Annotated in this window: 6 protein-coding genes; 5 read left to right on the top strand and 1 reads right to left on the bottom strand. The window is 50.7% G+C overall.

Translation table 11 applies throughout. The features are described from left to right. The 5 genes from grpE to rsgA form a co-directional block, all read left to right on the top strand. On the top strand, positions 1-475 hold a 475-nt coding region (grpE, locus tag H6S82_RS08655; protein WP_191056152.1), incomplete at its 5' end, for a nucleotide exchange factor GrpE. Positions 476-593: 118 nt separating this feature from the next. Then, positions 594-2,558 (top strand): molecular chaperone DnaK, encoded by a 1,965-nt coding sequence (gene dnaK / locus H6S82_RS08650; RefSeq protein ID WP_190465603.1) that lies wholly within the window; start codon positions 594-596, stop codon positions 2,556-2,558. A 51-nt stretch (positions 2,559-2,609) separates the two neighbouring features. Beyond that, positions 2,610-3,743 carry a molecular chaperone DnaJ gene (gene dnaJ, locus H6S82_RS08645; RefSeq protein ID WP_190465605.1) on the top strand — a complete coding sequence of 378 codons (1,134 nt, stop codon included), beginning with the start codon at positions 2,610-2,612 and terminating at the stop codon, positions 3,741-3,743. Beyond that, complete coding sequence (locus tag H6S82_RS08640; RefSeq protein ID WP_190465607.1) at positions 3,740-3,997, top strand: sulfurtransferase TusA family protein; 258 nt, start codon at positions 3,740-3,742, stop codon at positions 3,995-3,997. The genes dnaJ and H6S82_RS08640 overlap by 4 nt, the downstream gene beginning before the upstream one ends. Continuing rightward, positions 3,994-5,097 carry a small ribosomal subunit biogenesis GTPase RsgA gene (gene rsgA / locus H6S82_RS08635; RefSeq protein WP_190465609.1) on the top strand — a complete coding sequence of 368 codons (1,104 nt, stop codon included), beginning with the start codon at positions 3,994-3,996 and terminating at the stop codon, positions 5,095-5,097. The genes H6S82_RS08640 and rsgA overlap by 4 nt, the downstream gene beginning before the upstream one ends. Positions 5,098-5,115: 18 nt before the next feature. Here rsgA and H6S82_RS08630 read toward each other — a convergent pair whose 3' ends face one another. Continuing rightward, complete coding sequence (locus tag H6S82_RS08630; protein ID WP_190465611.1) at positions 5,116-9,294, bottom strand: adenylate/guanylate cyclase domain-containing protein; 4,179 nt, start codon at positions 9,292-9,294, stop codon at positions 5,116-5,118. Positions 9,295-9,456 lie beyond the last annotated feature (162 nt).

The following is a 9,456-nucleotide window of genomic DNA, read 5'->3' as shown; positions in this document are numbered from 1 at the left end:
AGAAGAGCGGACAAACCAATACGTGCGAATTGCGGCAGATTTTGAAAACTTCCGCAAGCGCACGCACAAAGAAAAGGAAGAGTTGGAACTACAGGTAAAATGCGCCACAATTAATGAGTTACTACCAGTGGTCGATAATTTTGAAAGGGCGCGATCGCAGATAAAAACCCAAACAGAGCAGGAGAAGAGCATTCACGAGAGCTATCAGAGTGTATACAAACAATTGGTAGGCAGTCTGAAACGCCTGGGAGTGTCTCCTATGCGTCCGAAGGGGAAAGAATTTGACCCCAATCTCCACGATGCGGTAATGCGGGAACAAACTGATGAATATCCTGAAGGAACCGTAATCGAGGAATTGATGCCGGGGTATTACCTGGGAGAAAAAGTGCTGCGTCACGCTATGGTAAAAGTTGCTGCTGCTCCTGAGCCCGTGGTAACCTCAGAGGAAAGTCAGGCTCAGTCATCGGAAAGTTGATGGGAAGTGGCGATTTTAGATTTGAGATTCTAGATTTTAGATTGAATCTCAAATCTGGCATCGAAATCAAAGCAAACAACAACCCGCAACAAAAGCATCCACCACACTGCCGCGATCTATGGGAAAAGTCATTGGCATCGACCTGGGAACCACTAATAGTTGTGTCGCCTTTCTAGAAGGCGGTCAACCTGTAGTGATACCCAACTCAGAAGGAGGGCGAACCACGCCCAGCATAGTGGGATTTGGAAAAGGGGAGGAACGCTTGGTCGGTCAACTCGCAAAGCGGCAAGCGGTAATGAATGCTGAAAACACAATTTACAGCATCAAACGCTTTATAGGCCGTCGTTGGGATGACACGGCAATGGAGCGCTCGCAGGTGCCGTACAACTGTGTCAAAGGCAAAGACGATACCGTCGATGTAAAAGTGCGAGGAAAAGCTTATACCCCTCAAGAAATCTCAGCCATGATCCTGCAAAAACTCAAGCAGGATGCGGAAAACTTCTTGGGAGAACCCGTCGAGCGAGCGGTGATTACAGTGCCTGCCTACTTTACAGATGCCCAAAGGCAGGCAACTAAAGATGCAGGTACGATCGCGGGATTGGAAGTGCTGAGAATTATCAACGAACCGACCGCAGCAGCGCTTTCCTACGGCTTGGACAAACAAGACGAAGAGCAGCGCGTACTCGTGTTTGACCTGGGCGGCGGCACTTTCGACGTTTCCATCTTGCAGTTGGGCGACGGCGTGTTTGAAGTCAGAGCTACCTCCGGCAACAACCACTTGGGTGGGGATGACTTTGACAATTGTCTGGTGCGCTGGATGATAGACAACTTCAAGCAAAAGGAGGGCATTGATTTATCAACCGATAAAATGGCTCTCCAGCGCCTGCGGGAAGCGGCAGAAAAAGCCAAAATAGAATTATCCAGTATGCTCAATACCTCGATCAATCTGCCATTTATCACGGCAGACGAGACGGGACCAAAGCATCTGGAAATGACGCTCACTAGGGCAAAATTTGAAGAACTGGTAAGTCATTTGGTAGAAAGTACGATCGAACCGATGAAGCAGGCTCTGCGAGACTGCGATATGACACCGGATGATATCGATCGGATTATCCTAGTGGGAGGTTCTACCAGGATACCGGCAGTTCAAGAGGGTCTGCGCCAGTTCTTTGGTGGTAAAGCCCCAGATCGCTCCGTAAATCCAGACGAAGCTGTGGCATTGGGGGCTGCAATTCAAGGTGGTGTCTTGGGTGGCGAAGTCAAAGACTTGCTGCTGTTGGATGTGACGCCGTTGTCTCTGGGGATCGAAACCCTGGGAGAGGTGTTTACAAAAATTATCGAACGCAATACAACCATCCCGACGAGCAAGTCTCAGGTATTCTCCACAGCAACAGACGGACAAACATCAGTGGAAATCCACGTCCTCCAAGGCGAACGGGCAATGGCTCGCGACAACAAGAGTCTGGGAAAATTCCTGCTGGCTGGGATTCCGCCAGCACCTCGCGGCGTGCCGCAAATCGAGGTAAGTTTTGAGATAGATGTCAACGGTATTCTCAAAGTTGCCGCTCAAGATAAAGGCACGGGTCGAGAACAAAGCATCCGCATTACCAACACCGGTGGTTTGAGTGCTGGCGAAGTGGAAAGGATGCGCCAGGAAGCAGAAGTATACGCTGAAGAAGACCGGAAGCGCAAGCAAGTCGTCGAACTTAAAAATCAGGCAGATAGCTTGTTCTACAGTTATGACACGACGCTCAAGGAAAACAGTCAATTTATCAGCGAGGAACTAAAAGCCGCAGGCCGACAAAAGGCGGCTGAACTGCGAGCCGCAGTTGCAGATCCCTCGATTACGCTAGAGGAAATGAAGCACGAGATCGATAGCTTCCAACAAATGCTGTTTAGGCTCGGTGCTGAGGTATACGGCAATGCTAGCCAAAATCAAGATGAGTATGCCGACCAACCTTTTGCAGACTCAATGCCACTGTCGAAGGAGGAGCAACAAACTACCTCTGAAGGAGACGAAGATTTCGACTTTAATTTTGACGAAGAAAACACGGTCAGTGCCGATTACGAAGCCGTTGAATAATTTTGCTGCAATATCTCTGTAAATTTTAAATTCCTCTGCAAAGCGCTCTCTATGGCCGATTACTATGAAATTCTCGGAGTTACTCGCAACGCCGATAAAGAAGAAATCAAGCGAGCTTACCGTCGCCTAGCTCGGAAGTACCACCCTGACGTCAATAAAGAACCAGGGGCTGAAGAGCGCTTTAAAGAAATCAATCGTGCCTACGAAGTGCTTTCAGAGCCGGAAATGCGTACACGCTACGATCGCTTTGGCGAAGCAGGCGTGAGTGGAGCAGCGGCTGGAGCAGGCTTCCAAGATATGGGCGATATGAGTGGCTTTGCCGATATTTTTGAAAGTTTCTTCTCAGGCTTTGCTGGCGGAATGGGGAGTACTCGGACTGGGCGACGGCCTGGTGGGCCGACCCGTGGAGACGACCTGCGTTTGGATTTGAAGCTGGAATTCCGCGAAGCAGTCTTTGGTGGGGAAAAGGAAATCCGCATCAGCCATCTGGAAACTTGTGAAGTATGTAGCGGGTCGGGAGCGAAACCGGGAACTCGACCGCGAACTTGCTCAACCTGTAGCGGTTCCGGTCAAGTTCGCCGGGTGACTCGAACTCCCTTTGGCAGCTTTACCCAAGTTTCCGTATGCCCTAGCTGTAACGGTACCGGACAGGTAATTGAAGATAAGTGCGAATCTTGTGACGGCAGGGGTCAAAAGCAAGTCACTAAGAAGCTGAAAATCACTATTCCAGCCGGGGTTGATGATGGCACCCGCTTGAGAGTAGCCAGTGAAGGAGATGCCGGACAGCGGGGCGGTCCGCCTGGGGATCTCTACGTGTACTTGTTTGTCAATGAAGATGCGGAGTTTCAGCGAGATGGAATCAACATTCTGTCTCAAATTCAGATCAGCTACTTGCAGGCAATTTTAGGCAGTCGCATCGAAGTAAATACGGTCGATGGGCCAGAAGAACTCGCGATTCCTCCCGGCACGCAGCCGAATACGGTTCTGAAGTTGGAAAATCGAGGTGTACCCAAGCTGGGTAATCCGGTGAGTCGGGGCGATCACTTGATTACGATCGAAGTGGAAATTCCCAATCGCATCTCACCAGAGGAACGGGAACTTTTGGAAAAATTGGCTAAAATTAGGGGCGATCGCACTGGCAAAGGCGGTATAGAAGGATTCTTTGGGAATATTTTCCACAAATGAGTAACCCAGCCCTATCAACACCTGACGCGCAGTTAGACCTGCGCGGTACTCCTTGTCCTATCAATTTTGTCCGTACCAAACTCCGCCTGGAGCAAATGTCTCCAGGTTCTTTGTTGGAAGTTTGGCTAGATGCAGGCGAGCCGATCGAGCAGGTTCCGCACAGCCTGCTCATGGAAGGTTATAAAATCGAAGAAATTGAAGACCGTAGCGGCTTCTTTGCCATTTTAGTACGACGACCTGTAGATCGAGCATGAGTTCGGCGATCGCAGAACAAAATGCCTTATCACCAACTTTGCCACTGGTGGGAACCGTCTTGGCGGTACAGGCAAATTACTATTGGGTGCGCTTGGATACTTCTAGCACAACTTCTCAACAGAATGATGCTTCGCTTACCACTTTACTCTGCACCCGCCGTACACGTCTGAAAAAAATCGGGGTGGCTGTGATGGTGGGAGATCGAGTGGAGATCGAAGAACCGGACTGGGGTGGGGGCAGAGGTGCGATCGCAGAAGTTTTACCTCGCGAATCGGAACTAGACCGTCCGCCGATCGCCAATGCCAATCAAATTGTACTTGTTTTCGCTGTGGCAGATCCGCCTCTAGACCCTTACCAACTAACTCGTTTTCTGATCAAAGCAGAGTCTACAGAATTAGATGTTTGTTTGTGTCTGAATAAAAGCGATTTGGTCAGTGAGGAAGAGATCGAGGAATGGCGCGATTGCCTCGCCGAGTGGGGCTATCAACCGCTATTTATCAGCATTTTCAGCAATACAGGCTTAGATGAACTGTATCAGCAGTTAAATAATAGAATTACCGTTCTGGCTGGGCCTTCTGGAGTAGGTAAGTCTAGTATTATAAACTATTTAATCCCCAATGTCAAAGTGCGCGTGGGAGAAGTTTCGGGAAAACTCAGTCGCGGACGGCATACGACACGCCATGTAGAATTGTTTGAGTTACCGGGTGGTGGGTTTCTGGCGGATACTCCTGGTTTTAACCAGCCAGATTTGGATTGTAGCCCAGAGGAGTTAGCTTTATATTTTCCAGAGATACAAAAGCGTTTAGAAGTTGCAAGCTGTCAGTTTAGCGATTGTCTGCATCGGGATGAACCGAACTGTGCTGTGCGGGGAGATTGGGAAAGATACGACTATTATTTGGAATTGTTAGAAGAGGCAATTCTTTATCAAGAGGAATTACATCGACAAGCCGATCCAGATGCTGTTTTAAAATTGAAAACTAAAGGTAAAGGCAAAAGTAAATACGAACCCAGATTAGAAGCGAAAAAATATCGCCGTACTTCTCGAAAAACTCAGCAACAAAAGTTACAGGAGTTGTATGAAGAAGACACAGATATATAATTTAATCAAGAGCGATCGCTAATGGGTCGAAAGTTCATCCTTTGCCAAAGCAGCTCGAACGCGAGCTAAATCGAAAGCAGCACCCAGCCGAGTAAACAATTCAGATGCACTTTTCAAGTGTTTTTGTCGATCGAAGCCAGTTGCGTGTCGTCCTATCTCATAATGCGCCAATCCTTGCTCGTAGGGCATCGCCAGCTTTTCGGCCACAGCCAGACTTTTGTGCCAAGATGAGCGAGCGCGAGCGTGGTGGCCAGCCAACCAATCGTACAGACCTTGGCAAAGCCAGGAACGGGGTTGACCGATGGGAAAGGCTCGCGCAAACTTGTTTAAGGCTTTGCAGGCTCGGCAGGCTGACTCTTTGAGTGCTTTTAGCTCGTCGGTAGCGCAAAGAGTGCTATTATTCTCCCACAAAGCCAGGTAAACTTGGGCGACACCAGCGTATCCCTCAATAAAATAGTATGAATTGGGCAGCGGTAATTGGGCCAAGAGTTCCTGGGTTGCCAGAACCGCTTCTAAAGCAAGTTGTTCTTCTCCTCGCAACAGACGTGCCATCGCCAATACCCCATAAGTAGCTGGCACCGAAACGCGATCGTCAGTTTGAGCGAACAACTTTAAAGATTCTTCCAACAAACTCACAGCTTTGTCCACCTCAAACAGCCGCAATAGCCCTTCTGCTTGACCGTTAAGTCCCCAAGCTTGCTGTAAGATATCACCTCGTTGCCGAGCGGCTGCGTAAACTTCAGTCCACAGTTCGATCCCAAGATTGAAATTGCCCTGAAAGTAGGCAGCCTTTGCCATAATCGTCAAACAATATCCCCAGTGATGCCGATCTCCAAGGCGCTCGCAAATCTCTCTAGCGCGAGTCAGGTCGTCTCGGACTCGATCCCAGTGACCGACACTGATACTGTACACGCTGATGATGATTAACACCCTTGCTTCATCTGCCATTGGCAGCTCGTTGCTTTGGGCGATCGATCGCGCCCGATCGCTATACTCCTGGGCCAAGGAGTGCAGCGCCATCACCGTGGCGGCAAAACAGCTATTGGCATAGGCGCAGGCTAACTCGGTCGAAGGCCCAGCACGTTCGGCCACATTCAGGTTGTGCATAGTTGCGTACACCGATGCAACGGTCTCGTTGGCGTGGTAGTAAACTTCTGCAAGCAGATTTAAGACTCTTGCTGTTTCTAACAGAGTAGTTTGCAGCCTTGGATAGGAAGCCTGAAAACGAAGGAATCCCAGACGGTGAGTCGCTTGGTGGAGGAATTGGCACAGCAGGTGAGTCACCAAGAAAGCACCGTGGCGAGGCATCGGGTAGCCCAAAATAACCAACGATCGCTCCAGATGTTGCCGACTTTCCGCTAACTGGCCCAATCCCAAATAAGCTTCCCCTAACTGCCGTTCCCAGCGTGCTGGCCGCAAGTAGGAAGCGCTCCCATCATCCGAGCCGTTGCTCATAAAGTAGCGAAACGAGCATAGGGGCTTCCTACTGCTAGACTCAGTACGATCGTGCAGCGCCAGCGCATCCTTGAAAAAGCGCACCGCTTCCTGATTGGCGTAGTTAGCCAAAGCTTGCTCCCCGGCTTTCTCCAAATAATCGATCGCCTTCGATACTTCTTTCGTTCGGTTGTTACCGATATCTACTGCATGACTGTAGTGATGGGCTAACACAGGATAGAACAAAGACAAATCATCACCATAATTCTGTTCGTACCACTGAGCCACAGCGTAATGTAACTGCCGACGCTGGGAAAACAGCATCGTGTTATAAGTTACTTCCTGGGTAATGATGTGTTTGAAAATGTAAGCCAAATTCGGTTCTGGTGTTTCCGGTAGCGTTATATCCAATCGTTCCAGGGTGTAAAGGTAGTCAGTCAGATGCTCTTTATCAGCTTCAATCGGGTAAATTTCCCGCAGAATCCGAAACGCAAATATACGCCCGATCGCGCTGGCGACTTTCAGCGTCAGCGCCTGTAACGGTGTGAGCCGATCGATGCGACTGGTAATGACGCCCGCGACGGTATCCGGCCAAGTGAAAGTGTTAAAGTTTTCTACATCGGTGGCTAGCTGACACTCGCCATCAACAATGACGATCGACCCCGCATCGCGCAGGGCGTAGGCCAGTTCCTCGCTAAAAAACGGATTGCCTTCAGCCTTCTGTGCGATCAGTTTGGCTGCTGGCTCCGGCAAAGCTGTCACTCCTAACCGCTGGCACACGAGCGGCAGGATGTCTCGATCTGGGAGAGCTTCCAACCGCAGGTACTCGGTATTGGGCATTTGAAGCAATCGATCGTATTCGTGAGGCTTAGTTCCGGTGAGGGGACGGGTCGCCATAACCAACAGCAGAGGCCGAACTTGTTGGACAACGGCAAGTATTAACGCCCAGGATATCGAGTCCAACCATTGTGCATCATCAAGAATCAGAAGTATGGGCGACTCTTTGACCGATTTTTGCAACAGTTGCACTAACAGTTGGCAAGTGTTGTCTGCCCGGACTTTACCGCTCATTTGGGCTGTGATTTCATTTTCCGGCAAATCCAAGGGCACTACTGCGTCCAGCAACGGGGATAAGCGCAAAAGATGCTCTTGCGATGAAAAGAAGGCTATAGCGCGATCGCGTCTTGCTTGCAAATCGGTGAGTCCCTCCAAAGAAAGCAACTGGCTGAAGACCGAACGCCAAGCGTAGTAGGGTGTAGATTTTTCAATCCCGTCACCGGCACCCACCAACAGCGTTACTCCCAAGCTTTGGGCTTTCGAGCAAAGACTATTGAGCAACTGCGATTTGCCAATGCCCGGTTCGCCTTCCAGAACTATGACGGCACTGGCACCCTTTAGCAAAGCTCGAACCTTAAAGAGCAAGAGTTGCCGTTCCTTTAACCGCCCCACGACGGGCATTTGCGAACCACAGGTCAGTTGCGTCCGATCGAGTGGGCGATAAACAGGCACTGGGTCTGCCTTGCCTTTCACCTGAATGGGTGGGCAGGTCTCAAAATACAGACGTCCGCGAGCGGCTTGATACGTAGCCCGATCGCACCACACCTCATCGAATGCCTTCACCATCAGCCGAGCCGCCAGGTTCACCACATCCCCGACCATCGCGTATTCGCAGCGTGCGTCGCTGCCGACCTTACCGGAGTAAACCCAGCCAGTGGTGATGCCGATGGCGCTGGGCAAACCAAGCTCCCAGAGGTTGTCGCGAATAGCGAGAGCGGCCTGCACCGCTCGCACGGCGTTATCTTCGTGGGCCAATGGCGGTAGCCCGAACGCGGCTATGAGGACGCTGCCTTTGTCGTCCACAATCAACTGCCGGATTGTACCTCCGTAGCGATACACGCATCTCTGCATCGCCTGCATTGCCTGCTGGAGGAGATCGAGGACTTCAACATCTGTGTAATCGATTCCTTTTGCTTGCACGAACAGGACAGTCACGTTGCGGAGTTCGGCGAGCCACTCAGTTTGTCCTGCATCTAGGCGCTCTAGAGTCCCAAGTGGAATATACCCCCGCAGTGCAGCTGCCATTTCCGGCAATACGATCGGCACTTCAGTTCGACGGGGTAGCAGTGGCTCTCGCACAGCTTCCAATCGCACATAGCCCGATTCCAGGATAGTTCCCTCGAACTTGTCTTGGATAAGCGCCCAGCCTTCAGGAGAGATACAGACTTCCCCTTGTTTGGCATGAGCTTCTGCGCTGGCCATCTGGACAAGGGGCTCTCCCGCAATCAGAAATTCCCAACGCCCTTTCACTCCGCCGACGTGCAAACCGATTATTTCCCCCGCCGCTATGCCAATATGCAGGGTCAGCCGAATATCATCTGCAACGTAATCTTTGAGTTCTCTGAAGATAGCTAAACTACACTGTGCAGCCCGATGAGTCACCCTATCTAGCGGTTCGTCGATGGTCGGCCAGATGGCCAGCAGCGCATCGCCAGCAAACTTGATGACATCACCGCCGCTAGAGGTAATCAGGGCAATTAGCTGGCCAAAATAGGCGTTGAGGTGCTTTGTCAGTTCCTCCACGCCAGCTGGACTGCTTTGGCGTCGTTTTTCCGCTAGGGCAGTAAAGCCGGAGATATCGGCAAACAAAACTGCCGCCTGAAAGCGTTCCTGCACTGGCGCGGTAAGGGGTGTAGGATTGGTTGAGGCGCGACGCAGGGTGTGTGCGGGAACGTAACTGGAGAGAATCTCGATGAATGGAGTCATAGAGGTTCTTTGGCGCAAACCAGGCTGAATGTAGATCTTTCGCCCGCTTTCAGTTTAGAGTCACGGCTGTGTGGGAAACAATTCGCCAAACGGCGGATTGAGGGCAAAAAGAAGCTTTATTGAAGGAAAAGTATGGCTGTTTGCAATAACCCCACTATAAAA

This window comes from Planktothrix sp. FACHB-1355 (genome assembly GCF_014748295.1).
Lineage (GTDB): Bacteria > Cyanobacteriota > Cyanobacteriia > Cyanobacteriales > Aerosakkonemataceae > Aerosakkonema > Aerosakkonema funiforme_A.
The sequence above is the reverse complement of the archived record's forward strand: the minus strand, read 5'-3'. Positions and strand labels throughout refer to the sequence as shown.

Bases quoted from the DNA above. Each gene is read 5' to 3' on its own strand.
- H6S82_RS08640 (WP_190465607.1), top strand. From the start codon at position 3,740: ATGAGTAACCCAGCCCTATCAACACCTGACGCGCAGTTAGACCTGCGC.
- rsgA (WP_190465609.1), top strand. From the start codon at position 3,994: ATGAGTTCGGCGATCGCAGAACAAAATGCCTTATCACCAACTTTGCCA.
- dnaJ (WP_190465605.1), top strand. From the start codon at position 2,610: ATGGCCGATTACTATGAAATTCTCGGAGTTACTCGCAACGCCGATAAA.
- dnaK (WP_190465603.1), top strand. From the start codon at position 594: ATGGGAAAAGTCATTGGCATCGACCTGGGAACCACTAATAGTTGTGTC.
- H6S82_RS08630 (WP_190465611.1), bottom strand. From the start codon at position 9,294: ATGACTCCATTCATCGAGATTCTCTCCAGTTACGTTCCCGCACACACC.